Here is a 23,718-nt window from a genome sequence, read left to right as displayed (position 1 = left end):
GGGGCGCAGTATAGCCAAGCCTTAGCCCGCGCAGAAGGCCGTTCAGGGCGTGGGCGGTTGTGGGGGTGCTTCTTCGTCCACCGGCGCGGGCTGTGGTGCCACCAGCTCGGGGCATTGCCATACCAGCAGCTCGGCCAGCCGGGTGACGATCCATGTCGCTTCGGCCACCAACACGCCGGATTCGGCCGTGCACAGCCCCGCGTGGATGCGCTGCAGGATCTCGGTCTCAGACGGCGCCTGCACGTGGTACAGCGTCTGCGCGTGCTCCACCAGGTGGCCCGCCAGGTCTTCGCACAGCTCGTAGCGGGCCCGTACGCCATCTGCCTTTTCAGTCAGACGCCCCCGTGCGTCGGTGTACACCGCCATGAAGGAGGGCGGCACGTGGATCTGGTTGTCGTCGTACATGGCTGGGTGGGTGGTGAGAGCGGCCATGGGGCCGGGAGGTGCCCGTGGCGGGCGCTGTTCAGGGGTGTTCCGCAGCATCTGTGGCAATGCCGTGCGCACGGGGCAGCCGGTGGGCTGTCAGGTGGTGGTGTGCCATGGTGGCGGTTTCTGCAAACCAGCCCAGCAGGTGCCGCAGCCAGGTCTGCAGTTCGGCCTGAAAGCGGGGCGTGAGCGCGACCAGCCCCCGGGGGGCGTCCTGGGTCAGGTGGCCCTGTGCCGTTGCCTCATTGACCAGGTTGCGCACATGCGAGTGCGAAAAGCCCAGGCGCTGCGCAAGCTCGCTGGCGCGCAGGGAAAACGGCGTGGACCCTTCATCCCCGGGGCGGCGCACCCGGCAGTGTTCGCGCCACAGCAGCATGGCAATGCGCCCGCCGCCGTCGCGCTGGTCGAACCAGTCCCAGCCGCCAAATTGGCCCCGGGTTTCGGCCAGGCGATCGAGGATGTGGTCGGCCCCGGCCAGAAAGGCGGCGAAGTAGTCTGCATCGCTGTCCAGCCGCTGTGCATGGCCTGGGGGCAGGGCGCCCAGGGCCTCGGCGCAGTGCAGGTGGTGCCGCACCCAGGTGCGCAGGCCGTCCAGCAGCCGGGGGGTGGGCGCGAGGTAGCGGAGCCGGCGGTCGGCGGGATCGGTGTCCACCGCCACCATGCCCGCCAGCCGCAGTACGGCGAAGAACGTGGCCAGTGTGCGGGCCCCCCCCGGCATGCGTTGCTGCAAGAGCGTCAGCGTGGGGCGCGGTGCACCCCGCAATTGCCATTGGTAGTGCTGCACCACCAACCGGCCGGCCGCGTGCGACTGCAGCGCCCGGCCGAAGATCTTGTTGATGAGCCGTTCGTTCCAGTGCAGGCGCAGGATGCCGTCGCAGTAGGCCTCCACGGCTTGGGTATAGGTGTCCGGGGCCTGGGAGTCGAGCGCCTCGAAGGATTCTTGCAGGTCCATGGGGGGCGTGCCGCGCTGGCGGGTCGTTGTATCAGTCGGGGGTGAACAGCCGCTCGAACCTGGCCTGGTCGGCGGCAAGCTCAAAGGTCACCACCTGGCCCATTTTCATGTCCGACAGGCGACAGGCGCCAAACAGGGTGGTTTTTCCGGCCAGCTCCATCACGTCCAGGTCGATGATGGCATAGGGGTGGGGCACGAAGACCTGGTGCTCGAACACGTCGCGGACCGTGTTGCGCGGGGACGGGTAGAGCTTGTAGAGATCGGTCTCAATCGTTTGTGTGGCCATGGGCTTAAGGTGCGAGGGTGGCTGCAGTACGGGTACAGTGCGGGCGAATCGTACAGATAAACCTATTTACCAATCTATGGCACGCAACAAAAGTGAATGGCCCGCCAAGGTGCTGGCGCTGGTCCGGGGCGGCAACCTGCCCGCCGCCATCGCGCAGATCAAGGTGGCCCCCACCGTTGGCGACGTCACCCGGCTGCAGACCCTGCTGGCCCAGCTGCCCCCTTCGCCCGCGCTGGCGCAGCTGAACAAGGTGGTGGAAGAAGAGCGCGCCTTGCTGGCCGCGCCGCGGTTGCACCGCTCGCCCTGACGCCTCTTTCTGTCTGACTTTTACATGCCCATAAAGAGCTTTTTGCCATGACCTTGCCCCGCGTTTCCATCCAGACCGAGGACTTCGACCTGTCCACTGAAATCGCCGCCCTGCGCCGCGAGAACAAGGGTGTGGGCGCGGTGTGCAGCTTTGTGGGCACGGTGCGCGATCGCAACGAAGGCGACCAGGTGTCCTCGATGGAGCTGGAGCACTACCCCGGCATGACCGAAAAATCCATCGAGGCCATGGTGGAAGAGGCGTTCCGGCGTTTCGACATCTTTGGCGCCCGCGTGATCCACCGCGTGGGGCTGCTGCAACCGCTGGACCAGATCGTGCTGGTGGCAGTGACCAGTGCCCACCGGGGCCAGAGCTTTCAGGCCTGTGAATTCCTGATGGACTACCTCAAGACCCAGGCCCCGTTCTGGAAGAAGGAGGAAACCGCCCAGGGCGCGCGCTGGGTGGACGCGCGGGTGAGCGACGATGCGGCGCTGGCGCGCTGGGGCATTGTGGCGAACAACGCCTGAATCACTGCCGGAAGCCCCCTGCAGGGCGCACGTTGAACCCCTGTCAACGGGGGAATCCAGTTCCATGCAAAGTTTGGACTTGCGCACAGCCTGGGTCATTTCGAGAATCGCTCCCTGCCCGGTAAGGGCATGAACAGGGGGGAGTTCTTCATGGCATGTGTAGCGCAAGCATGGTGGCGCGCGTGGTGGTTTTGCCTGGCCGTTTTCGGCATGTGCCTGGCGGTCGCAGGACAGGCGCGGGCAGACCTGTCTTTTGTGGCCGCGACCAGCTTGCGCCTGGGTGGATCGCCCACAGACATGGCGACAGGCGATTTCAACGAAGATGGCAGACCCGACCTTGCGGTGGTGGATTATTCGGGCGGTAGCGTCAAAATCCTGCTCAGCACTGGAGGCGCTGCAGGCTTTTCCGAGGCGGGTGCATTCAGCATGGGCGGGGCTCCCTACGGTGTGGTAGCGGCCGATTTCAATGGTGACGGGCATCTGGATGTGGCCGTGACCAGTTTCAATAACGGGAACGTGGTGGTTCGCCTGGGTGATGGCCATGGCGGCTTGTCCGCTCCGGTCGCCTTTGCCGTTGGCCCCAATCCCACGGGCCTGACGGTGGCGGATTTCGATGGCGATGGGCGGCTCGACCTGGCCATTGCCGTTACCGGGGGGTGGTCGACACGCGGTATTTTTATTCTGTGGGGCGATGGAAGCGGGTGTTTTGACGTGCGTCCCGGCACCAGCATCGGGCTGAGTATTCAAGCTCGGCACATCGTCGCTGGCGACTGGAACGAGGACGGATTTGCCGACGTTGTCCTGGGCTCCGGCGACGGTGTATTTCTGATGCTGGGAAACGGTGCGGGCGGTTTTGCGGCCTCGCAGAGCCTGATCGGCGATGAGTATGCCCCGTTCGTGGCGGTAGGTGACGCCGATGGCGATGGCCACCTGGACATCCTTGCGCTGGTGCAGAACGCCTTCACCAGTCCTGTCCTCCTGATCGGAGACGGACAAGGGGGCTTCTCGCGCAAAAACGTGTCTAGAGCCTATGGGCGCTTCAGCGGCGGGCAGATCGTGGATGCCACGGGCGATGGCTTGCCCGACTTGGTGTTGTCCCGCTACAGCGGCACGGTGCTGGTAGTGCCGGGCCTTGCTGGTGGCGGGCTCAGCTTCAAGACCCAGGAATACGCCGTTGGAAAGGATGTGGGTAGGCCGGTAGCAGCAGATTTCAATGGTGATGGGCATCCGGACATCGTCGTGTCGAACGACCACAACGGACAGGGCGGCCATCTGGTCTACCTGCGTGGGGACGGCGCGGGCCAATTCGCCGCAGCGCGCAGTTACGGAGACCCCGAGCGCTATATCCGGGCGGTCGCAACCGCCGATTTCAATGAGGACGGTCGCGCCGACCTCGCCGTGATCCACCGCGATGAAGATTCAGTCTGGATTCTGCGCGGCGACGGCACGGGCGCATTTGACTACCGCACCCGGCTTGATACCTGGCCCGGGAGGGGCCCAAGCTCCCTGGCCGCGGGCGACCTTGATGGCGATGGGCATGCGGACTTGGCCGTGGTGAACGAGGGCGATGCGACGGTCATGGTTTTCTTCGGAAATGGGGTCGGCGGCTTTACTCCGGCGGGGCGGCAGTCCTTCACTGCCCTGACACCGATGTCGGTGACGATGGGTTCCTTTCAGGGCCCCGGCAAGCCTGCGTACGCAGCCGTATGGGCGCCGGAGACGGCAGGCGTTTACGAAGCCATTCGATGGGTGGGCGTGAGCCCGCAGCGCACTGTCGAGCAACTGAATATGTCGACGTGGGACAACGTGACAGGGTTCATTTCCCTGGATGTCAACCAGGATGGCCTTGCCGACCTGGTGGCATCCACATCAGCGGGTACGGTAGGAACCGGTTTGACTGCTGTATCGGGGTCCTCAACCAGTCCGGTTCCACAGGATCCCAGTTACCTGCCCGTGGGCATTGGGGCCCTCAGGGCCGTCGCTGGGTGGAGCCAGGCGGGCCAATCGGGTGTGTTCACCTCTGGAGGTACGCAGATCGCATCGCTGACCTCGACGCAGTGGCAGCCGTTGAGCGTTGCCGGGATCTATAGCCCCGGGATCGCGGCCAGCGTTCTCGCTTCTTTCGACTTTGACGGCGATGGGGCGCCTGATGTGGTGGCCGCTGACGCAACCTCGGGCGAGCTTGCCATCATGCGTGGCCAGGGAGCGCCCGGCGGGCTGGGGAGCGCCTTCTTGCGGTATGGGGGCGGCACGCCCGAGCAGATGGTGATGGCCGACTTCAACGGGGACGGCCTGGCCGACATCGCTATGGCCAACGGCTACGGGGGCGTCGCCGTGCTGATGAATGCTTCTCCATCCTCCAATGCCGCGCTCGCGTCGCTGGCGTTGTCTCAGGGAGCGCTCAGCCCGGCCTTTGCGGGCGGCGTGACGGCTTATACAGTCACGGTGCCGCATGGTGTGGCCCAACTGTCACTTACCCCCGTCGCGGCCCACGCTGGAGCGTCCATCACGATCAATGGAGTGGTGGTGGCCAGCGGGGCGGCGACTGCTCTGCTGCCGCTGGCGGTCGGGTCCAATGTCATTCAGGTGGAAGTGCTGGCTCAGAATGGCGTGGCCCGGCGCACCTACACCGTTACCGTCGAACGCGGGCAAGCTCCCCAGCACGCTGTCACCGCCACGGCAGGGGGCGGCGGCAGCATCAGCCCGGCGGGCGTGGTCAACGTGGCCGACGGCCAAACGGGCGCCTTCACCGTCACGCCCGCTGCGGGCTACCGCATTGCGGCCGTCACGGGCTGCGGCGGCGCGCTGGCGGGCAGCACCTACACCACGGCAGCGGTGACGGCCGCTTGCACTGTGCAGGCGCGTTTTGAAACCCTGCCCACACCCACGAACACCGGGTCGGGGCCGGTCAACGTGGGCGTGGTGGATGGCAGCGCGGGTTGCCAGCTGGACCTGGCGGGCACCGGCCCGGTGGCGGCACCGGCGCCGTACCCCGGCGCCACTTTGCCGCACGGGGCGTTCCGCCTGCGGCTCATCAACTGCCAGCCGGGTGAGACGGTGCGTGTGGCGGTGACCTTTCCGGACCTCACGGGCTTCACGGTGAAGAAGTACGGCCCCACACCCGACAGCCCCTTGTCCAGCCGCTACTACGACCCCGTGAACCTGCAGATCAGCGGCAACACCGTGACCTACGACGTGACGGACGGTGGCTGGGGCGACAACAGCTTTGGCGCGCAGGACGGCACCATCAACGACCCGGTGGTCCCCGTGCTGCTGGCGCCCAGCCCGGCGGCCATCCCCACCCTGTCGACCTGGGGCCTGGGTGGGCTGGCCGCGCTGCTGGGGTTGCTGGCGTTGCGGAGCGGCCGACGCACGTCTGCGCGGTTTGTTGGAGCGGTGGCTCAAACAAGATTTTGAAAGAAATTGGCCGCTAGCGCTTATTGGTAAAGCGATGGCAGCTATAAATTTTGTAGTGATTGTGAATGGGGCGGATGGAAGGTTTCATCTGCACCAGGAGTTCGTCGGCTCACAGGGTTGCGGTGAGGCATCGCCAGGAACCACAAGCAGTCGTCGGGCCGTCCTACAAGGCGGCAGGGGGGGCATCGATAAATTAGCGCTACCGCTGGCAGTGACTGTTGAACGCCACAGTTGCAGCCAGAAAGAAACTCTCCGCACAGTTTCATCTTCGCGTGCGCTTCATCTCCTACAAGGCTTCCCATGAAAAAATCCCTGCTGCTCGCTGCACTTATCGTTACTTTTGGTCTTGCCGCTTGCGAGAAAACGGTTGTGACCCCTCCCGCTACTGCCCCCGTGGTCGTGGTCCCGGGCCCGGCAGGCCCTGCTGGCGCCACGGGCGCAACCGGCTCGACCGGTGCCACGGTGGCCGTTCCCGGTCCTGCGGGCGAAACGGGTGCCACTGGCGCTACCGGTTCTTCGGGTGCTCCCGGTTATGACGGTGCCAAGGGTTCCACTGGCGCTACCGGTGCCACGGGCGATACGGGAGCCGATGGCAAAAAGGGCGATACCGTGATCGTCGTTCCCGCCAAGTAATTTCTCGCGGACCCTAAAAAAGCGCAGGCGGTATTCCGCCTGCGCTTTTTTGCTTTGCGGGCTCGGCGCAGGCGGTCTGAGCCGGCGGTGATCAAATGAATCGGTTCAAGGCATCAGGGCGCCTGGGCGAAGATTGATCTGGCGCAAGGCCTGCGCTGGGGCGTCGTCTTGAAATTCCAGAAGATTTGCCCCAAGTGCAGCGCAATTCGGAGGACATCCACATGCGTCTCGACAAATTCACCACCAAGTTCCAGGAAGCCCTGAGCGATGCACAGAGCATTGCGCTGGGCAACGACCACGCCTACATCGAGCCTGTGCACATGCTCGTGGCCATGCTCAAGCAGGACGACGGACCCAAGGCGCTGCTGCAGCGTGCGGGCGCCAACGTGCCCGGCCTGCTGGCAGCGGCGGAAGCCGCCGTCAAGCGTTTGCCCCAGGTACAGGGCAACGACCAGGTGCAGGGCGGCCCCGAGCTGGGCCGCGTGCTGCAAGCCACGGAGAAAGAGGCCATCAAGCGCGGCGACCAGTTCATTGCCAGCGAGCTGTTTTTGCTGGCCGTGATCGACAGCAAAGGCGAAGCCGCCAAGATCGCCAAGGACAACGGCCTCACGCGCAAGAGCCTGGAGGCTGCGATTGAGGCCGTGCGCGGCGGCCAGAAGATGGACAGCGCCGAGGCCGAGGGCCAGCGTGGCGCCCTGGCCAAATACTGTTTGGACCTGACCGAGCGCGCCCGCATGGGCAAGCTCGACCCCGTGATCGGGCGCGACGATGAAATCCGCCGCGCCATCCAGGTGCTGCAGCGCCGCACCAAGAACAACCCCGTGCTCATCGGCGAGCCCGGCGTGGGCAAGACCGCCATCGTCGAAGGCCTGGCCCAGCGCATTGTGGCGGGCGAGGTGCCCGAGTCGCTCAAGGGCAAGCGCGTGCTGTCGCTCGACATGGCTGCGTTGCTCGCGGGCGCCAAGTTCCGCGGCGAGTTTGAAGAGCGCCTCAAAGGCGTGCTGAACGAGCTGGCCAAGGATGAAGGCCAGACCATCGTCTTCATCGACGAGTTGCACACCATGGTGGGCGCGGGCAAGGGCGAGGGCGCGATGGACGCGGGCAACATGCTCAAGCCCGCCCTGGCGCGCGGCGAGCTGCATTGCGTGGGCGCGACCACGCTGGACGAGTACCGCAAATACATCGAAAAGGACGCTGCGCTGGAGCGCCGCTTCCAGAAGATCCTGGTGGGCGAGCCCACGGTGGAGGCCACCATCGCCATCCTGCGCGGCCTGCAAGAAAAGTACGAAGTGCACCATGGCGTGGACATCACCGACCCCGCCATCGTGGCCGCGGCCGAGCTGAGCCACCGCTACATCACCGACCGCTTTCTGCCTGACAAGGCGATCGACCTCATCGACGAAGCGGCGTCCAAGATCAAGATCGAGATGGACTCCAAGCCCGAGGTGATGGACAAGCTCGACCGCCGCTTGATCCAGCTGCAGATCGAGCGTGAAGCCGTGCGCCGCGAGAAGGACGAGTCTTCGCAAAAGCGTTTTGCGCTCATCGAGGAAGAGATCACCAAGCTGCAAAAGGAAATCGCCGACTACGACGAGATCTGGCAGTCCGAAAAAGCCCAGGCCCAGGGCAGTGCCCATGTGCGTGAAGCCATCGACAAGCTCAAGTTCCAGATCGAGGAGTTCACCCGCAAGGGCGACTTCAACAAGGTGGCCGAGCTGCAGTACGGCAAGCTGCCGGACCTGGAGCGCCAGCTAAAAGAAGCGCAGGCGCAGGAGGATGGCAAGGACGGCGCCCCCGCCACGCGCCGCCTGTTGCGCACGCAGGTGGGTGCCGAAGAAATCGCGGAGGTGGTGAGCCGCGCCACGGGCATCCCCGTGGTCAAGATGATGCAGGGCGAAAAGGACAAGCTCTTGCAGATGGAGACCAAGCTGCACGAGCGCGTGGTGGGTCAGCAGGAAGCCATTGCTGCGGTGGCCAACGCCATCCGCCGCTCGCGCTCGGGACTGAGTGACCCGAACCGGCCCACGGGCTCGTTCCTGTTCCTCGGCCCCACGGGCGTGGGCAAGACCGAGCTGTGCAAGGCGCTGGCGGGCTTTTTGTTCGACAGCGAAGACCACCTGATCCGTATCGACATGAGCGAGTTCATGGAGAAGCACTCGGTGGCCCGCCTGATCGGCGCGCCGCCCGGCTACGTGGGCTACGAGGAGGGTGGCTACCTGACCGAAGCCGTGCGCCGCAAGCCCTACAGCGTGCTGCTGCTCGACGAGGTGGAAAAGGCCCACCCCGACGTGTTCAACGTGCTGCTGCAGGTGCTGGACGATGGCCGCCTGACGGACGGCCAGGGCCGTACCGTGGACTTCAAGAACACGGTGATCGTGATGACGAGCAACATCGGCTCGCACCTGATCCAGGCCATGGTGGGGCAGGACTCGGAGGACATCAAGGAAGCGGTGTGGGGTGAGCTCAAGAACCACTTCCGTCCCGAGTTCCTCAACCGGATCGACGAGACAGTGGTGTTCCACGCGCTGGATGCGCAGCACATCGCCTCGATCGCCAAGATCCAGCTGCAACTGTTGCAAACCCGGCTGGCGAAGATGGATTTGGAATTGCAGGTGTCGGACGCGGCCTTGGCAGAATTGGCCAAGGTGGGATTCGACCCGGTGTTTGGTGCGCGGCCGCTCAAGCGGGCGATCCAGCAGCGCATCGAGAACCCGCTGTCCAAGCTGTTGCTGGAAGGGCGTTTCCCGCCCAAGAGCGTGATCCCGGTCACCGTGAACCCGGTGCTGGAGCCGGGTGTGTTCCAGTTCGGCGTGGCCCCGCAGGAGTGATGCGGGCCCGGGAAGGGATAGCGGCCCTAGTCAGGGCTGCCATCCCTTCCCCAAGATGTGAAGGAGAGGTGTCGTTTGAATGAATTTGTTGCGGGCGTTGTGCGCCTGTTGCTGCGGGTGGTGGTCATCGCCATGGGCCTGGTGCTGTTCGCCAGCCTGCTGATCGCCATGATGGTGCTGGCGCTGGTGTGGACGTTGCGCGCAGGCTGGGCACGCCTCACAGGCCAGCCGGTGACCCCCTGGGCCATGCGCATGGATCCCCGCACGGGCTTCAGCACCGTGTTTCGCTCCACGGAGCGCTGGTCGTCCGGTCGCCGTGGTCCTGCGCCAGCCGCAGATGACACCAGCGACGAGGCCGCAGCGTCGCGCCGGGGTGGCATCCTGCCTGGCGCCGCCGAGGTCACGGACGTTGAGGCGCGCGAAGTGCGCTGAGGGGGCACTGGCCGACCGATGCACCGCGCCTTTGGCGGTCCCGCGTGGAGCTGCTTGCGCAGTGAGCCCTTGTACCGGTCTCGCCTGCTTTTTCCGTGACGCGCCTGTCGGGGTGTCTTCTATGATCCGACCATGACACCAGCCGATATCCACGCCCATTTCGATCTTCAACGCCAGGCCAGCCGCGCGCATGTGGATGTGCCGCTGCTCGTGCGCCGTGAGCGGCTGCTGCGCCTTCGCAAGATGCTCGACGAGAATGGCCCCGTGTTGGCAGCGGCCGTGCAGGCCGACTTTGGCATGCGTTCGCCACGCCTGACCGAGGTGGCCGACTTCTTTGTGCTGCGCACCCTGCTGTCGCACACGCTGCGCCATCTGGCGAAGTGGATGAAGCCCCGCAAGGTCCATACGCCGATCTACCTGCAGCCGGCCCATGCCTTCGTCCAGCGCCAGCCGCTGGGCGTGGTGGGGGTGATTGCCCCGTGGAACTACCCGGTGCAACTGGCCCTGGCGCCCGCCATCACGGCATTGGCGGCGGGCAACCGCGTGATGCTCAAGCCCAGCGAGCTGACGCCCCACACTTCGGCCCAACTGGCGTTGCTGGTGGCGCAGTTCTTTGCCCCCGACGAGTTCTGCGTGGTGCAGGGCGATGCCAACCTGTCGGCCCTGTTTGCCTCGTTGCCGTTCGACCATCTGGTGTTTACCGGCTCCACCGCCGTGGGCCGCAAGGTGGCGCAGGCGGCGGCGCAGAACCTGACACCCACCACGCTGGAGCTCGGCGGAAAGTCCCCTTGCATCATCGATGGCCACTGCGACATGGCGGATGCGGCGCTCAAGATTGCGCACGGCAAGCTGCTCAACGCGGGGCAAACCTGCATTGCCCCCGACTATGTGCTGCTGCCGCGCGGCCGCGAGGGCGAGTTTGCACAGGCCTACCGGGCTGCGGTGGCACGCCTGTTCCCCACCATCGAGGGCAACCCCGACTACGCCTCCATCATCACGCCGCGCCACCATGCGCGCCTGCGCACCATGCTGCAGCAGGCACAAACGCAGGGTGCGGAGGTGCAGACCATCGACCCCACCGCTGGCAAGCCGGTGGTCCACACCGTAGGCACGCTGGGCGACGGCGCGAGCCGCCAGATGGCGCCCACGCTGGTGTTCGGCGCCACGTCGCAGATGCAGCTCATGCAGGAAGAGATCTTTGGCCCCATCCTGCCGGTGATCTCGTACGAACGGCTCGACGATGCCATTGCCCACATCAACACCGGGCCACGCCCGCTGGCGCTGTACTGGTTTGGCCAGAGCGAGGCGGTGCAGGGCGATGTGCTGCGGCGCACCGTGAGCGGCGGCGTGACGGTGAACGACACGCTGATGCACATTGCCCACGACAACCTGCCGTTTGGCGGCGTAGGTGACAGCGGCTGGGGCGCTTATCACGGTGAGCAGGGCTTCCTGCGCTTTTGCCACCAGAAGTCGGTGCTGGTGCAGTCGCGCTGGGCCATGGGCTCGCTGTTCTACCCGCCGTACGGCGCGAAGTTCGACCAGGTCATGGGGTTGCTGCGGCGCTGGCTGTAGCTGTCCGTTCGTCGTCTTCCTGGGGGGGGCCGCTTGCTGGCGCAGGCTGCGGCTGTGTGATGAGCTGCACCATGGCGTCGCGCAGTTGCCCGGTGGACACGGGCTTGTGCAGCAGCAGCGCAGAGGTGGATTGCGCGTCGCGCAGGCGCTGGGGTGATGTGTCGCCCGTCATGATGATCGCTGGAACCGGCGTGCCCAGGTAGGCGCGCAGGGCCTGCAGCACCTGCTTGCCGGTCTCTTCGTGGCGCAGGCGGAAGTCCGTGATGATGAGGTCGGGTGTGATGTCTTCCAGGCATTCGAGCGCATCGGCGCTCGACTCTGCGGTGATGCACTGGCAGCCCCAGCTGTGCAGCAGCGATTGCATGCCGATGCGCACGGCTTCGTCGTCATCGATGGCCAGCACCTTCAGGCCCACGAGGTTGCCGGTATCGGGCGCGGGTGCGGTGTCGTCTTCCAGGGCGCCCTGCCAGCGGTCAAGCCACAGCCGGAACACCGAACCCCGACCCGGCTGTGACAGCACCTCCACCGAGGTGCCCATCTCGCGCGCCAGCCGCTGCACGATGGCCAGGCCCAGTCCCAGGCCCTTGCGGCGGTCGCGTTCGGGGTTTCCAAGCTGGTGGAACTCCTTGAAGATGTTCTCCCACTGGCTGCGCGGGATGCCTGGCCCCGTGTCCCAGACCTCCAGCGCCAGGCGCTTGCCGCGCGTGCGGCAGGCAATCAGCACGCCGCCCCGGGCGGTGTAGCGCAACGCGTTGGAGATGAAGTTGTGCATGACCAGCCCGACCAGCGAGCGGTCGGCAAAGGCGGCAGCCGACGTCTCCCGCGTGCGGTACACGAGGCCCGCCGTGTCGGCCTGCACGCCGAACTCCTGCTCCAGCGCCGTCAGCAGTGGCTGCACGGCAAAGGCATCGGGCCGCACTTTCACCACACCGGCTTCCAGCCGCGAGTAGTCGAGCAGGGTGGTCAGCATCTCGGCCGCTGCGCCCGAAGCCGCGTGGGCGTGCCCCAGCACGGTGAGCTGATGGTCGTTGAGCGGGCTGCGCTGCAGCGATTCCAGGAACAGGCCCATGGCATGCAAGGGCTGGCGCAGGTCGTGGCTGGCGGCAGCCAGGAAACGGGATTTGTCGCGGTCGGCCTTCTCGGCGGCCTCCTGGGCCGCCAGTGCGCGTTGCGATTCGGCGCGCAGCTGGGTCACGAGCCGGTCGTTCTCCAGCTTGAGCGCAATGCTGCGCCGGGTGGCCCGGTCGGCGGTGCGCGCCTGCATGCCCGTAAGTGCGTAATAGACACCGGTGAGAAACAGCGCGGGCCACATCACCGGCCCACCGGCCAGCGCCACCGCCATCATCACGCCGCCGATGGCGCAGGTGAGGTAGGTGACATAGGCGCGATACAGCGGGGCGCCCAGCCCGAGCGCGCCGGACGACACCGTGCTGATGATGCCGATGGCGTAGATGACACTTTCCGCCGTGCCCCAGTAGAGCACCACATACCCCAGACTGCCCCAGCTCAGTCCCATGGCTGCCATGCAGGCGATCAGCTTGCGCGCCGCCTGTGGTGCCGGATCGGTGAAAGGCGCAATGCTGTGCAGGGTGAGATACACCCCGGCCACCACCAGCGTGTGCGACACCAGCCACACCGTGATGGTCTGTGTGTCGGCCACACGCGTCATGACCCACAGCGTGCCGAGCGCGGTGGCCAGCGACGCGAGCAGCGTCATCGGGAAGTTGTGCCGCAGCAGGGCCACCTGCTCGCGCAGCACCTCATCGCGTTCCCAGACTGGCCATCCCCAGCGCGTGGGGGGCTGGATGGCGTCCGACGGCGCCGGCAGGGCCTCAGAGGGAGTCATGCAGCTGGGGAGTGGACAGGCCCAGGCGCTGGGCCGCCAGCAAGGCAGCGCTGCGGCTGTTGACGCCCAACTGCGCAAAGATGGCTGCCACATGCACGCGGACGGTGTTTTCGCTCAGGCCGAGGTCGCGTGCGATGACCTTGTTGGGCTTGCCAGTACACAGCAGCGACAACACGTCGAGCTGGCGCGCGGTCAGCGACGGCGTGTCGGGGCCGCGCGTGGTGGCGCTGTTGCCGCTGTTGATCGGAAAACACGGCTGCCCCGACAGGGCGCAGGAGATGGCTTCCAGGATGTCTTCGGCGCTGGCGGATTTGGGCAGAAAACCATCGGCGCCACGGGCTCGCGCTTCATGGATCGCATCGGGCGCCACGCTGGCCGAGACCAGCACGATGCGCGCCTTGGGGCAGGCCTGGCGCAGCAGGCGCAGGCCGTCCAGGCCGCTCATGCCGGGCAATTGGATGTCCAGCAGCACCAGATCGGCATCCGCCAGCTGCAGCGCGCAGGCTTCGGCAATGGAGCCTGCCTCGGAAATCGTGCCCACGCGGGGGTGGTCCTGCACGATCAGGCGCAGCCCGGTGCGAAACAGGTTGTGGTCATCCACAAGCAAAAGGCGGGCAGTCATACAGCAAGTATTGCGCACAACGCGCTGTTGCGGACTAGTCCATTTGTGCGATGGACGCTCCGTTGTGCACTTTCTAGACTTTCCGTCAAGCATTGAAAAGCACCTGAGGGGGTGCACACCCGCCATCCATCAATGCGCAACCTTCGTTTTTCAAAGGGTTTCTCATGACTGCCAATGCACTTCACCCAGGTTCTGCCGCTTCCGATGTGTCCCGCCACCACAGCGAACGGCGACCGGGGGGCATCGCTTCGCCGCAGGGCAGCGCGGGGCTGGGGGGCAACACGCTGGCCCAGATCGTGGAAGAAAACTGCCCGGGCATGCTGGCATCGGCCGGGGTGGTGATCGAGCACCTGGACGCGCAGGCGGGCACCTGGCAGTTCTCTGCGGACGAGGGGAAAACCTGGCGTGCCATTCGCACCGACCTCATCAACCGCGCTGGCAATCTGGGACTGGCGCTGGACAGTGATGCGCGGCTGCGGGTTCTGCCTTTTGGGGGCCACCGCGTGAACGGCGCGCGGGTGGCCTTCCATACCGTGGAGCGCCGCCATGGGCAGGGCAATGGAAGTTACCGTGCCTATGCCAGCGACGAGCGCGAGGAGGGGTGTTCGCGCACCGTCACGCTGGTGCTGGGGCTCTCGGCCATCAACGGTGCGCCGCCGATCGTGCATGTACCGCGCCCCCGCAACAAACGCGCGCTGGTGCAGCGTGCGGCAGCGGCAGCCGGTGCGGCGGGGGCTTCGCTCTCGGGCTCCATGGCGCTGGCCTGAGGCTCTGCGCGGCGCCCGCAGCCAGGTTTTGCAGTGCGGCGCAACCCGCAGCGCCAGCCACTGATACCCGGCGCTGAAATGCTATGTACACAGGCATTTGAGGGGGCTCCACCGGGGGCTTGAGAGGAGGCCGGACAGGGGGAAAAACCGTTTGCGGCGACAATGCCGGTCCTTTCGTTTTTTCATTCCCCGTTTTCGTTCGGTTTTTTCATGTCCAGTATCCAGGTTCGTCCCGCCACGCTTCGCGATGCCAAAGCCATTGCCCAGATCCATACCGTCTCAGCCCAAGAGGTCTACAAAGGGCTGGTGCCAGACGAGCAGTTGAAATCCATGTCGGTCGAAAAGCGCCAGGCCTACTGGCGCGAGGCCATTGAATATTGCGAGCCGCAGGTCCAGGTGGCCGTGGACGGCGAGAAGATCGTCGGTTTTGTCGGCTACGACCGCTCGCGCGATGAAAAATCCCGCCCCACCACCGGTGAAATCTGGGCCATCTATGCCGCGCCCACCCACTGGAACCAGGGCGTAGGCCTGGCCCTGTGGGATGCCGCCCGCGATGGGCTGCAAGAAGAAGGTTGCACCAACGTTACGGCGTGGGTGCCCCTGCGCAACGAGCGCGCGATCCGGTTCCATGAACTGGCGGGCTTCAAGCAGGAGCTCTCCACGGCCAAGACGGCCGTGGTGGGGGGCGTCAAGATTGAAGAAGTGCGCCTGAAGCGCCCGATTAATGCATAAGAACGCACAAGGCACTCAATGATCGAATGGAGCCGCCAGGGCCAGATTCAACAAGCCCAGTGGCGCTCCGAGAGCGGAGCCCCGGCCCCGCGCCGGGTCGTCACCGCCGACGATACCTTGGCCGCCGACACGGCCTACCGCATGGCCTGTGAAGGCACCGGCCTGCTGTGGCAGGGCGACTTTCAGAACGCCCGCATGTTGCTGCAGGCGCTGATGCGCCGGGCCGATGCCAAGTCCGGCAAGGGGGGCAAGTCGGCCAAGCCGCGCAAGTCTGCCGCCAAGGCAGCCGAGAAAGCTGCTGCCGCCACACCTGCTGAAGCCTTTCACTTGCACCGCCAGGCGCAGGCGCAGCGCGCGCGGGTGCTGGCGTCGGTGCTCATCCCGCTCGAAGGCGACTACACCATTGACCTGCGCCGTGCACCCGACTGGCGCCAGGCCTGTACCGAGGCCTGGGGCCCGGCCACGGGTGAACGTTCGGTGGCCACGCTGCGCGAGTTGCTGGGCCTGGTGGGCGCGCACGAGTGGCGCAAAAAGGGTGTGGAGGTGCCCGCCTTGGGCGCGCCCCCGCTCAACCGCATCCACCCGCACTACGGCGTGTTCTCGCCCGTGCGCGGCGAATATGTGGGCCTGGTTGCCGACACTGCGCTGCCCACCAAGACATTGGCCTTTGACATTGGCGTGGGCACCGGGGTGCTGTCTGCCGTGCTGGCACGCCGTGGTGTGCAGCGCGTGGTGGCCACCGACCAGGACCCGCGCGCCCTGGCCTGCGCCCGCGAGAACCTGCAACAACTGGGGGTCATGCCCCAGGTCGAGCTGCTGCAGGCCGACCTGTTTCCGCCGGGCCGCGCGCCCCTGGTGGTGTGCAACCCGCCCTGGCTGCCTGCACGCGCCAGCTCGCCCATCGAACACGCGGTGTACGACGAAGGCAGCCGCATGCTCAAGGGCTTTCTGGCGGGTTTGGCGGACCATCTGGAGCCTGGAGGCGAGGGCTGGCTGATCCTGTCGGACCTGGCCGAACACCTGGGCTTGCGCCCACGCGCGCAGTTGCTCGAGTGGATCGCCGGTGCGGGGCTGGTGGTGCGTGGCCGGCACGATGTGAAACCGCACCACGGCAAGGCGGCCGATGCGGGTGATGCCTTGCACGCAGCCCGCGCGGTAGAGGTCACGTCGCTGTGGCGGCTGGCTGCGGCCTGATGGCTGGCTTGGCGGCGTAGCTGCCTAACCCCCTCTGCCCCTCAAGCCAGGGCTGAAGGCTGCGTGGATTCGTACCGTTCTGGGGGCAGGAGCTGCTCGAACCTTTCGCGCAGGCTGGCAGCGCGTTCGGCCCCTGCGGCCAGCGCCACTTCGTCAAACATGGCTTCGCCCACGTCCAGCATGCTTGCGCGGTCCTTGGCGGCGCGCAGCGCCTCGCGAAACTGCTGCGCCAGCACGGGATCGCGGCGCACAAACAGCCGTTCGCAGGTGTCGAACAGGTACATGCGGGCGCCGGCCAGCGAGCGCAGGGCGTCGCCAGGCTCGGGGCGCTGGATCGACGGCATGTCTTGGGGCATGCGGGGCGCAGCGGAGGGCGGCGGCAGTTCGGCCGGGCCGGCCAGGTAGCCCTGGCGCATGAGGTTGTCGACAATCTGTGCGCCGATGCCGTTGTACATGGCCTGCAAATCGGACAGCGATTTGCCATCCACCAGGAGCAACAGCGAACGCTCGCGCAGGCTCAGGGTGCGGACGCCGGGCAAGAGTTCCAGGCGGGCTTTTTCGGTTTTTTGTAGCAGCATGGGCGCCTCCATTCACGGGTGAATGGCAGCGATTGCAGCAAGCCGCCATGACGCTGTGATGACCCCGCTGCCGCACAATGGCGGGCTGCCCCCGGTCGCACCTTGCTGCGGAAAGTGTGCTTGCTACTTATTTGATAGCTATTGGCGCTTGCTTATCAAGCGCTAGAGCCCTGTTTGATTCATATTTTGGCTGTGTGCTGGCCGTGCCCCGTGCTGGGGTGCAGGTGCGGCGGCCTTTCTCGCGATGACCTTGTTGCTTGCCCCGATGGAGGGGCTCCTGGATTTTGTGCTGCGTGATGTGCTGACCCGCGTGGGTGGGGTGGACCGTTGCGTCTCGGAGTTCATCCGCATCACCGGCACGCTGCTGCCCGACAAGGTGTTTCTGCGCTATGTGCCTGAGTTGCACAACGGCAGCCGCACGCTGGCCGGCGTGCCGGTGCGTGCGCAGCTGCTGGGCTCCGATCCCGTCTGCATGGCTGAGAACGCGGCGTGCCTGGCAGCCCTGGGGCCCGAGGGGATCGACCTGAACTTTGGCTGCCCGGCCAAGGTGGTCAACCGCCACGGTGGTGGCGCGGCGCTGCTGCAGGAGCCCGAACGCATCGCCTCCGTGGTGGCCGCCGTGCGCCGCGCGGTGCCCCTGCACCTGCCCGTGTCCGCCAAGATGCGCCTGGGCTTCAACGACACCGGGCTGATGCGCGAATGCGCGCAGGCGATGCAGGCGGGCGGCGCCGCCGAGCTGGTGGTGCATGCCCGCACCAAGGCCGACGGCTACCGCCCCCCCGCGTATTGGGAGCACATCCCCGCCATCCGCGCGGCGGTCCGCATCCCTGTGGTGGCCAATGGCGAGATCTGGACCGTGGCCGACGCGCAGCGTTGCCGCGACGTCTCTGGCTGCGATGCGCTGATGCTCGGGCGCGGCATGGTGGCCGACCCCGGCCTGGCCCGTGCCATCCGCGCGTCGGATGTGGGGCAGCCGGGCGCGGACACGGTGGCCTGGGCCGACCTGCTGCCGCACCTGGCGGCCTTCTGGCAACTGGTGTGTGACGACCTGGAGCCGCGCCAGCGCGCGGGGCGGCTCAAACAATGGCTCAACCTGCTGCGCAGGCGCTTCCCGGAGGCCGAGGTGGCCTATCAGCATGTGCGCACCATGACGGACCAGCGGGCGATCACCGCATGGGTGGCGGCGCTGCGCTGCGCTGCTGTCAACGCAGACTAGAGCAGGTGGTCGGGCGCCAGCGGGCCCAGCAGTTGCAGCATCAGCCGCAGCGGGGCGCTGGCATCGGGTTCGGTGGTGGCATCCGGCAGGCCACTGCCCGCGGGGGCGTGCCACACCAGCTGGCCACCATTGCCCAACTGCACCTGCCAGGCGGCTTCGCGCAGCGCGGTTTCGATCTGCGTGGTGGCGCGGCGTGACAGGTCGCTGCTGCGGATCAGCAGCGCGATCTCTGTGTTCTGGCGCTGCGAGCGGATGTCCAGGTTCATCGAGCCCACCACCAGCAGGCGGCCATCCATGATCAGGAGCTTGGAATGCAGCATGGCGCGCGAGCTGCCCACGGAGCCAGCAGCACCGTTGCTGTCACGCCCCCCCGTGCTGCCCGTGGAGCCGAGTGCCCCGCGCAGAACACCCGTGAGCTCGCTGCGCATCTCGTACAGCTCGACGCCCATGGCCAGCAGATCGGGCCGGTGGCGCGCATAGCCTGCGTGGGCAATGGGCGCATCGTTGGAGGCCAGTGAGTTGGTGAGCACCCGCACCCGGACGCCCCGCGCGCGCGCGGCCGCAAAGGCTTGCTTCATGTCGGGACCCGGCACGAAGTAGGGCGAAATGATGAGCAGATCGCGCCGCGCCTGGCCCATGAGGTGCAGCAGGCCATCCACCACGGTATCGGTCTGGGCGTCGAGGGTGTTGCTGTCGGGTGGCGGCGCGGCCGTGGCACCAGGTGCGGCGCCGTTTGCCGAGGCGGGCGCAGGGGGCTGGGGAGACACGGGCCCCACGGAAGCGGGCGGAGCTGGGTTTGTTGGCGCCGTCGCAGGCGCGTGTGCCGCGCCGCGCGACACGACGGCCAGGGGAGTGGCACGGGACGGGGACTTTTCAGGCAGCGTGGCCGAGGAAGTGCCATCGGGCGGGATCTTGGCAGGCTTGTCCACCAGCACCGCTGCTGGTGCCCAGGTGAACTGCGCTTGCGCCAGGTCCATGGGCTGGTAGTCCCAGATGCGCGCGCGCTGTGCGGCGGTGGTGCGCCGGCCGTCTTCCACGGGCTGGCTGTCGGGGGCCAGGGCTCCCCCCTGGCCCGCGATGCGGTCCCGCTGTGTGGCGTCGGCGCTGCGCATGCGCTCGCGCAGGATGTCCAGCTCCTCCCGCGTGACCAGCGATTGCACGGGGTAGGCGCGCTCGTTGTTCCAGTAGCTGTCGAAACTGCGGGAAAGATCCTGCACCACAGGACCTGCGGCCAGCACGTCCAGATCCACAAAGTTGCCAGAATCGGCATTGCCGAAGTAGGCATCCCCCAGGTTGCGTCCCCCGGTGACGCCCATGGCGTTGTCGGCGACGAAGAGTTTGTTGTGCATGCGCTGCTGCACGCGCGAAAAGTCGCCCAGCGCGCTGAACATGCGCCCCAGCGGCGAGCCACGCGCCCCTGTGAGCGGGTTGAACATGCGCATCTCGATGTTGGGCACAAAGGCCAGGCGCATTACCTGTGCATCACGGCCCACGCTGTGAAAATCGTCCAGCAACACCCGCACCCGCACGCCGCGCCGGGCCGCAGCGACCACGCTCAGCAAAAGCCGCTCGCTGCTCGCATCGGCGTGGATGGCGTAGTACTGCAGGTCCAGCGTTTTCTGCGCGGCATCCACCAGCGCCAGGCGGCTGCTGTAGGCCGCCTGCGGTCCGCTGAGCAGCAGGAACCCCGAGGGGTGGCGCCCGCCCACCGATGCCCGGCGCTCTTCTACCAGTTGGCCCAGGGCCGTGCCTGCGGGGGATTCCAATGCATTCGACACTGGCCGGTCCACGTCCTTGGGCAGGCCTGCGCAGCCGCTGATGGTCACCCCAAGGCAGAGGGCCAGGATTGCCAGCCAGCCGCGGCGCGCGGTGGTGCCCGGAAATGCAGGAGCGGCGAGGGCAGGGGGCAATGCAAGCATGGCGCGATTGTGACCGTGCGGCGGTGGCCGCGCTTGTCAGACGCGGCGCCAACACCATCGCCATCGTGGCCGGGCCAGGCCGGGTGTGCGCTTTCGGCGCTCCGGCTTCCCGGTGCTGCGTTTACCAGCTCACTTCGCGGTCTGGCGTGGCGCTGATCTTGTGGATCGACAGGTCGGCCCCGTCAAATTCCTCTTCCTGCGTGAGCCGCAGGCCCACGGTGCTCTTGAGGATGCCGTACACCACAAAGCCCCCCACCAGCGCCCAGGCCACGCCCAGGGTGGTGCCGATCAGCTGGGCCGAGAGGCTCACACCACCCAGCCCGCCCAACGCCTTGCTGCCGAAAATGCCTGCAGCCAGCCCACCCCACGTGCCACAAAGGCCATGCAGCGGCCACACGCCGAGCACATCATCGATCTTCCAGCGGTTCTGCGTGAGCGTGAACATCACCACAAAGATGGCCCCCGCCACGGCGCCTACCACCAGGGCGCCCAGCGGGTGCATCAGGTCAGAGCCCGCGCACACGGCCACCAGCCCGGCCAACGGGCCGTTGTGCACAAAGCCAGGATCGTTCTTGCCCAAAACCAAGGCAGCCAGCGTGCCGCCCACCATGGCCATCAACGAATTGACGGCCACCAGGCCGGAGAGCTTGTCCACGGTCTGTGCGCTCATCACATTGAACCCAAACCAGCCCACCACCAGCACCCAGGCACCCAGCGCGAGGAAGGGGATGTTGGACGGCGGGTGTGCAGAGATCGCACCGTCCTTGCGGTAGCGGTTGGCGCGCGAGCCCAGCAGGATCACGGCAGGCAGGGCGATCCACCCGCCCATGGCATGCACGACAATGGAGCCCGCAAAGTCGTGGAACTCTTCGCCCGTCAGTCCCTTGATCCAGGCCTGCACTCCAAAGTGCTGGTTCCAGGCAATGCCTTCAAAGAACGGATACACAAACCCCACAATGACCGCTGTGGCTATCAACTGGGGCCAGAACTTGGCCCGCTCCGCGATCCCGCCCGACACAATCGCCGGAATGGCTGCCGCAAAGGTGAGCAAGAAGAAAAACTTGACCAGCGCATAACCGTTTTGCTGCGTCAACGATTCCGCACCCACGAAGAAGTGCGTTCCGTACGCCACGCTGTAGCCGACCACGAAATACACCACGGTGGACACCGAGAAATCCACCAGGATCTTGACCAGCGCATTCACCTGGTTTTTTTTGCGAACCGTGCCCAGTTCCAGAAAGGCAAACCCTGCATGCATGGCCAGCACCATGATGGCCCCCAGAAGAATGAACAGGGCATCTGTGCCCTGTTTGAGTGCTTCCATAACATCCTCGCGCGATTGGTTGATCTGTTCTGGTGCGTTTTGAGCCTGTTCACCAGATTTGCACCAAATTGAAGCAAAAACCGCGCCAGACGATGGTGCGTTGTTTTGCACCGTTTTGGTGTGATGGGACGAAATGTGGGGCGCATTGGCGCGAACTGGGTATAGGCTCGCCAATTGCCTGGTGTGGGAGCGTGCAATCCGCGTGTGGCGGGACGAAGGACGCAGGGGCCTTGCTGTAAACTCCAGTTCTGAAATAAACAGGGCTCTAGCGCTTAGTGGGTAAGCATTTGTTGCTATAAAAATAATAGCTATTGAGTGGATTTTTCTCTTTCTATCTCTGTCCCCCAGTGCGAAACCAACCCAAACTGCGTGGTGTGGAATTGCTCGGTCGCTGCATGGCCGCGCATGCTGAACCGGTGGAAGGAGATAGTGCAAGAGGGGGCGTAGGTTCTTTTTGAACGCGCCCAGTGAGGCTGTGACGCCAGACCATTGCCATCTTTTGACTAGCGCCAACCCCGACTCACCAGTCCATCCACAGGCGGTGATTGGTAGGTAGGGCTCTATCGGAACTCTAGAAGCTATCGCGCCCCTGCACGCGGGCCACAATGCGCAGATCCGCCCCCAGGGTGTCTACGGATTTGAATTCCAGCGCCAGGCCATCGGCCAAGGCTGTCAGTGGGCCAAAGTCTGCAATGCCACGCCCCGTACCCAAAAGCCGTGGTGCCAGGTACAGCAACAGCTCATCAACCAGACCTTCTCGGACCAGAGAGCCATTGAGCTTGTGCCCGGCCTCTACATGCAGCTCGTTGATGCCCCTTGTGCCAAGGTCCCGGAGCATTGCCGAAAGATCGACTTTGCCGTTCGCATTGGGCAAATGGATCACGGTTGCCCCACGGGCTTGCAAGGCCGCCTTCTTGGCTTCGTTTTCGGAGGCCGTGTAGACCAAGCAGTCACGCCCATCCATCAACAGATTGGCATCCGTGGGCAGCTGCAGCTGGCTGTCCACCACCACCACATGGGGTTGGCGTGGAGTAGGCACTTCGCGGACGTCAAGCCGAGGGTTGTCATCCAACACGGTGCCGATACCCGTCAAGATAGCGCACGCCCTGGCCCTCCACGCATGTCCATCCGCCCGCGCCGCACGAGACGTAATCCACTGGCTGGCACCATTGTTAAGCGCCGTGGTGCCATCCAGGGAGCTTGCGACTTTCAGTCGCACCCAGGGTGTGCCCCGGATCATGCGGCTGAAGAAGCCGATATTGAGTTCTCGCGTTTCTGCGGCCCCCGGACCGACGACGACTTCCACACCTGCTGCACGCAGCCGATCAAACCCCTGCCCACCCACCAGAGGGTTTGGGTCAGCGATGGAAGCAACCACTTGGGCAACCCCGCCCTGGATGAGCGCATCGCAGCACGGACCAGTCCGCCCATGGTGAGAACATGGTTCCAGCGTGACGTAGGCGGTTGCGCCCGTTGTATCCCTTCCCCTGTCCTTGGCATCGCGCAGCGCCATGACTTCAGCATGCGGCCCGCCCGCGCGCTGTGTGAAACCTTGGCCAATCACTTCGCCACTGGGAGTAACGAGCACGCAGCCAACGCGAGGGTTGGGGTTGGAAACAAAAAGCGCCTGGGTGGCGAGCCCAAGCGCTTGGTCAATAGAGGTGTGCGATGTATCCGTCATTGCACCCTGGATGGTAGCGCAGCGGCTACTTGCTCCAGCACTCTGCGGCTGTTGCCCCTGATCCCAGATTGATTGCGCTACGCGTTCCCGTATTGGTCACAGTGAAGTCGCCGCAGCGATCTGTCGCTTGGGGCCCAGGCGTTTTTCGGGTGGCAACCAGGGTAAAAGATGCATTGGTGTTGACCCCTTGAAACCCGATGGTGTAACGCTTGGTGGCATCCCCCGCCCAGGTTAGTGTGGCGGGCAAGGCCGTTGGGTAGACGCCTGTGGCTGTAGAGGCTCGCTCAAGCCACTGTTGGGCCTGCAATAGCCCTGCACGTGCATCTGCCCGATGCCCCCGCCTTATATATTCGGCGTAGCTGGGGTAGGCAATAGCAGACAGAATGCCCACGATGGCCACGACGATCATCAGTTCTATCAGCGTAAAGCCATACTGCTTTTTCGGCAGATGTCGGGTCATGA

At 65.6% G+C, this 23,718-nt stretch carries 21 protein-coding genes; 11 read left to right on the top strand and 10 right to left on the bottom strand.

Annotated elements, in window-relative coordinates; genetic code table 11:
• Positions 1-42: 42 nt before the first annotated feature.
• Genes ASE39_RS01185 through ASE39_RS01175 form a run of 3 tightly spaced genes read right to left on the bottom strand, consistent with a single transcriptional unit; the run spans position 43 to position 1,664 of the window.
• Positions 43-405 carry a hypothetical protein gene (locus tag ASE39_RS01185; RefSeq protein WP_057270294.1) on the bottom strand — a complete coding sequence of 121 codons (363 nt, stop codon included), beginning with the start codon at positions 403-405 and terminating at the stop codon, positions 43-45.
• Between the two features lie 58 nt (positions 406-463).
• A complete protein-coding gene (locus tag ASE39_RS01180; RefSeq protein ID WP_057269935.1) occupies positions 464-1,378 on the bottom strand; it encodes a hypothetical protein in 915 nt (304 codons plus the stop codon).
• Between the two features lie 31 nt (positions 1,379-1,409).
• Positions 1,410-1,664, bottom strand: coding sequence for a hypothetical protein (locus tag ASE39_RS01175; protein ID WP_057226873.1), 255 nt, complete (start codon positions 1,662-1,664; stop codon positions 1,410-1,412).
• A 76-nt stretch (positions 1,665-1,740) separates the two neighbouring features.
• Between ASE39_RS01175 and ASE39_RS01170 the strand changes: the two genes are divergently transcribed.
• The 7 genes from ASE39_RS01170 (at position 1,741) to ASE39_RS01145 (ending at position 11,377) form a co-directional block, all read left to right on the top strand.
• On the top strand, positions 1,741-1,971 hold the full coding sequence (locus tag ASE39_RS01170; protein WP_055393176.1) for a hypothetical protein: 231 nt from the start codon (positions 1,741-1,743) through the stop codon (positions 1,969-1,971).
• Between the two features lie 47 nt (positions 1,972-2,018).
• Positions 2,019-2,495: a molybdenum cofactor biosynthesis protein MoaE gene (locus ASE39_RS01165; protein ID WP_057226876.1), complete on the top strand. Its 477-nt coding sequence runs from the start codon at positions 2,019-2,021 to the stop codon at positions 2,493-2,495.
• Between the two features lie 150 nt (positions 2,496-2,645).
• A complete protein-coding gene (locus ASE39_RS01160; RefSeq protein WP_158004231.1) occupies positions 2,646-5,912 on the top strand; it encodes an IPTL-CTERM sorting domain-containing protein in 3,267 nt (1,088 codons plus the stop codon).
• Between the two features lie 300 nt (positions 5,913-6,212).
• Positions 6,213-6,545, top strand: a complete 333-nt coding sequence (locus ASE39_RS26185; protein ID WP_121420727.1) for a collagen-like protein — start codon at positions 6,213-6,215, stop codon at positions 6,543-6,545.
• Positions 6,546-6,766: 221 nt separating this feature from the next.
• Positions 6,767-9,373, top strand: coding sequence for an ATP-dependent chaperone ClpB (clpB, locus tag ASE39_RS01155; RefSeq protein ID WP_057270293.1), 2,607 nt, complete (start codon positions 6,767-6,769; stop codon positions 9,371-9,373).
• A 75-nt stretch (positions 9,374-9,448) separates the two neighbouring features.
• On the top strand, positions 9,449-9,805 hold the full coding sequence (locus tag ASE39_RS01150) for a hypothetical protein (RefSeq protein ID WP_057226882.1): 357 nt from the start codon (positions 9,449-9,451) through the stop codon (positions 9,803-9,805).
• A 132-nt stretch (positions 9,806-9,937) separates the two neighbouring features.
• The gene (locus ASE39_RS01145) at positions 9,938-11,377 is read left to right on the top strand and encodes a coniferyl aldehyde dehydrogenase (RefSeq protein WP_057269933.1); all 1,440 of its coding nucleotides are present in this window, start codon (positions 9,938-9,940) and stop codon (positions 11,375-11,377) included.
• Here ASE39_RS01145 and ASE39_RS01140 read toward each other — a convergent pair.
• Together ASE39_RS01140 and ASE39_RS01135 are read right to left on the bottom strand one after the other, a co-directional pair.
• Positions 11,349-13,223, bottom strand: a complete 1,875-nt coding sequence (locus tag ASE39_RS01140) for a hybrid sensor histidine kinase/response regulator (RefSeq protein WP_057269932.1) — start codon at positions 13,221-13,223, stop codon at positions 11,349-11,351. The genes ASE39_RS01145 and ASE39_RS01140 overlap by 29 nt on opposite strands.
• On the bottom strand, positions 13,210-13,845 hold the full coding sequence (locus ASE39_RS01135; protein WP_057269931.1) for a response regulator transcription factor: 636 nt from the start codon (positions 13,843-13,845) through the stop codon (positions 13,210-13,212). Before ASE39_RS01135 ends, ASE39_RS01140 begins: the two co-directional genes overlap by 14 nt.
• A gap of 164 nt (positions 13,846-14,009) precedes the next feature.
• On the opposite strand from ASE39_RS01135, the gene ASE39_RS01130 reads away from it, so the two are divergent.
• The 3 genes from ASE39_RS01130 (at position 14,010) to ASE39_RS01120 (ending at position 16,538) form a co-directional block, all read left to right on the top strand.
• Complete coding sequence (locus ASE39_RS01130; RefSeq protein ID WP_057269930.1) at positions 14,010-14,612, top strand: hypothetical protein; 603 nt, start codon at positions 14,010-14,012, stop codon at positions 14,610-14,612.
• Between the two features lie 210 nt (positions 14,613-14,822).
• Entirely contained in the window at positions 14,823-15,344 is a 522-nt protein-coding gene (locus ASE39_RS01125; protein WP_029414078.1) for a GNAT family N-acetyltransferase, read from the top strand.
• Positions 15,345-15,362: 18 nt separating this feature from the next.
• The gene (locus ASE39_RS01120; protein WP_057269929.1) at positions 15,363-16,538 is read left to right on the top strand and encodes a class I SAM-dependent methyltransferase; all 1,176 of its coding nucleotides are present in this window, start codon (positions 15,363-15,365) and stop codon (positions 16,536-16,538) included.
• Between the two features lie 41 nt (positions 16,539-16,579).
• Here the strand turns inward: ASE39_RS01120 and ASE39_RS01115 are convergent, their stop codons facing one another.
• A complete protein-coding gene (locus ASE39_RS01115; protein WP_057270292.1) occupies positions 16,580-17,116 on the bottom strand; it encodes a hypothetical protein in 537 nt (178 codons plus the stop codon).
• Between the two features lie 244 nt (positions 17,117-17,360).
• Here ASE39_RS01115 and ASE39_RS01110 point away from each other — a divergent pair, with 244 nt between their 5' ends.
• On the top strand, positions 17,361-18,332 hold the full coding sequence (locus ASE39_RS01110; protein WP_140426655.1) for a tRNA-dihydrouridine synthase: 972 nt from the start codon (positions 17,361-17,363) through the stop codon (positions 18,330-18,332).
• Here ASE39_RS01110 and ASE39_RS01105 read toward each other — a convergent pair.
• The 4 genes from ASE39_RS01105 to ASE39_RS25575 form a co-directional block, all read right to left on the bottom strand.
• The gene (locus ASE39_RS01105) at positions 18,329-20,251 is read right to left on the bottom strand and encodes a phospholipase D family protein (protein WP_082615287.1); all 1,923 of its coding nucleotides are present in this window, start codon (positions 20,249-20,251) and stop codon (positions 18,329-18,331) included. The two genes, ASE39_RS01110 and ASE39_RS01105, sit on opposite strands and share 4 nt — an antisense overlap.
• Before the next feature lie 121 nt (positions 20,252-20,372).
• On the bottom strand, positions 20,373-21,575 hold the full coding sequence (locus ASE39_RS01100) for an ammonium transporter (protein WP_010463902.1): 1,203 nt from the start codon (positions 21,573-21,575) through the stop codon (positions 20,373-20,375).
• 571 nt (positions 21,576-22,146) lie between these two features.
• Positions 22,147-23,256, bottom strand: a complete 1,110-nt coding sequence (ribD, locus tag ASE39_RS01095) for a bifunctional diaminohydroxyphosphoribosylaminopyrimidine deaminase/5-amino-6-(5-phosphoribosylamino)uracil reductase RibD (protein WP_057269928.1) — start codon at positions 23,254-23,256, stop codon at positions 22,147-22,149.
• A 25-nt stretch (positions 23,257-23,281) separates the two neighbouring features.
• Positions 23,282-23,716: a type IV pilin protein gene (locus ASE39_RS25575; protein WP_082615286.1), complete on the bottom strand. Its 435-nt coding sequence runs from the start codon at positions 23,714-23,716 to the stop codon at positions 23,282-23,284.
• Between the last annotated feature and the right edge of the window lie 2 nt (positions 23,717-23,718).

The sequence above is a fragment of the Acidovorax sp. Root267 genome (genome assembly GCF_001429215.1).
Taxonomy (GTDB): domain Bacteria; phylum Pseudomonadota; class Gammaproteobacteria; order Burkholderiales; family Burkholderiaceae_C; genus Acidovorax; species Acidovorax radicis.
Note: the sequence above shows the minus strand (reverse complement) of the source record. Positions and strands in the feature narration are given on the sequence as shown.

Bases quoted from the DNA above. Each gene is read 5' to 3' on its own strand.
- ASE39_RS25575 (WP_082615286.1), bottom strand. From the start codon at position 23,716: ATGACCCGACATCTGCCGAAAAAGCAGTATGGCTTTACGCTGATAGAA.
- clpB (WP_057270293.1), top strand. From the start codon at position 6,767: ATGCGTCTCGACAAATTCACCACCAAGTTCCAGGAAGCCCTGAGCGAT.
- ASE39_RS01110 (WP_140426655.1), top strand. From the start codon at position 17,361: ATGACCTTGTTGCTTGCCCCGATGGAGGGGCTCCTGGATTTTGTGCTG.
- ASE39_RS01180 (WP_057269935.1), bottom strand. From the start codon at position 1,378: ATGGACCTGCAAGAATCCTTCGAGGCGCTCGACTCCCAGGCCCCGGAC.
- ASE39_RS01130 (WP_057269930.1), top strand. From the start codon at position 14,010: ATGACTGCCAATGCACTTCACCCAGGTTCTGCCGCTTCCGATGTGTCC.
- ASE39_RS01105 (WP_082615287.1), bottom strand. From the start codon at position 20,251: ATGCTTGCATTGCCCCCTGCCCTCGCCGCTCCTGCATTTCCGGGCACC.
- ASE39_RS01100 (WP_010463902.1), bottom strand. From the start codon at position 21,575: ATGGAAGCACTCAAACAGGGCACAGATGCCCTGTTCATTCTTCTGGGG.
- ASE39_RS01165 (WP_057226876.1), top strand. From the start codon at position 2,019: ATGACCTTGCCCCGCGTTTCCATCCAGACCGAGGACTTCGACCTGTCC.
- ASE39_RS01170 (WP_055393176.1), top strand. From the start codon at position 1,741: ATGGCACGCAACAAAAGTGAATGGCCCGCCAAGGTGCTGGCGCTGGTC.
- ASE39_RS01135 (WP_057269931.1), bottom strand. From the start codon at position 13,845: ATGACTGCCCGCCTTTTGCTTGTGGATGACCACAACCTGTTTCGCACC.
- ASE39_RS01125 (WP_029414078.1), top strand. From the start codon at position 14,823: ATGTCCAGTATCCAGGTTCGTCCCGCCACGCTTCGCGATGCCAAAGCC.
- ASE39_RS26185 (WP_121420727.1), top strand. From the start codon at position 6,213: ATGAAAAAATCCCTGCTGCTCGCTGCACTTATCGTTACTTTTGGTCTT.
- ASE39_RS01120 (WP_057269929.1), top strand. From the start codon at position 15,363: ATGATCGAATGGAGCCGCCAGGGCCAGATTCAACAAGCCCAGTGGCGC.
- ASE39_RS01160 (WP_158004231.1), top strand. From the start codon at position 2,646: ATGGCATGTGTAGCGCAAGCATGGTGGCGCGCGTGGTGGTTTTGCCTG.
- ribD (WP_057269928.1), bottom strand. From the start codon at position 23,256: ATGACGGATACATCGCACACCTCTATTGACCAAGCGCTTGGGCTCGCC.
- ASE39_RS01185 (WP_057270294.1), bottom strand. From the start codon at position 405: ATGTACGACGACAACCAGATCCACGTGCCGCCCTCCTTCATGGCGGTG.
- ASE39_RS01175 (WP_057226873.1), bottom strand. From the start codon at position 1,664: ATGGCCACACAAACGATTGAGACCGATCTCTACAAGCTCTACCCGTCC.
- ASE39_RS01115 (WP_057270292.1), bottom strand. From the start codon at position 17,116: ATGCTGCTACAAAAAACCGAAAAAGCCCGCCTGGAACTCTTGCCCGGC.
- ASE39_RS01145 (WP_057269933.1), top strand. From the start codon at position 9,938: ATGACACCAGCCGATATCCACGCCCATTTCGATCTTCAACGCCAGGCC.
- ASE39_RS01140 (WP_057269932.1), bottom strand. From the start codon at position 13,223: ATGACTCCCTCTGAGGCCCTGCCGGCGCCGTCGGACGCCATCCAGCCC.